General features: G+C 34.4%; 1 protein-coding gene. It reads right to left on the reverse strand.

The features are described from left to right. Positions 1–387 (reverse strand): glucose PTS transporter subunit EIIB (locus HFC70_RS26675; protein WP_168476320.1); only part of this gene is annotated, 387 nt, incomplete at both ends.

Below are 387 nucleotides of genomic sequence, written 5' to 3' on the forward strand. Positions count from 1 at the left end.
GCATATTGTTTCCAACTTCTAATACACCTGATGCGCCTAAAGCTTTAATACCTGCTACATCTACTTTTGATTTATCAACCACTTCTACGCGCAGACGTGTAATACATGCATCTAAATGTTTAATGTTTTCTTTTCCACCCATTGCATCTAAGACATCAAATGGTAATTTTGCGACACTAGAGTTACGAATTTCAGTTTCTTCATCTTCACGACCTGGTGTTTTAAATTTAAACTTACGAATTGCAAAGTCGAATAAGAAGTAATACACGATAGCATATACAATACCGTCTGGAATAACTAATAATGCGTGTGAACGATCCCAGTTTAATAAACCATATAAAATATAATCTATGAAACCACCTGAGAATGTCATACCAATTTTAACGC

The organism is Agrobacterium sp. a22-2, from assembly GCF_012276985.1.
Classification (GTDB): Bacteria; Pseudomonadota; Alphaproteobacteria; order Rhizobiales; family Rhizobiaceae; genus Allorhizobium.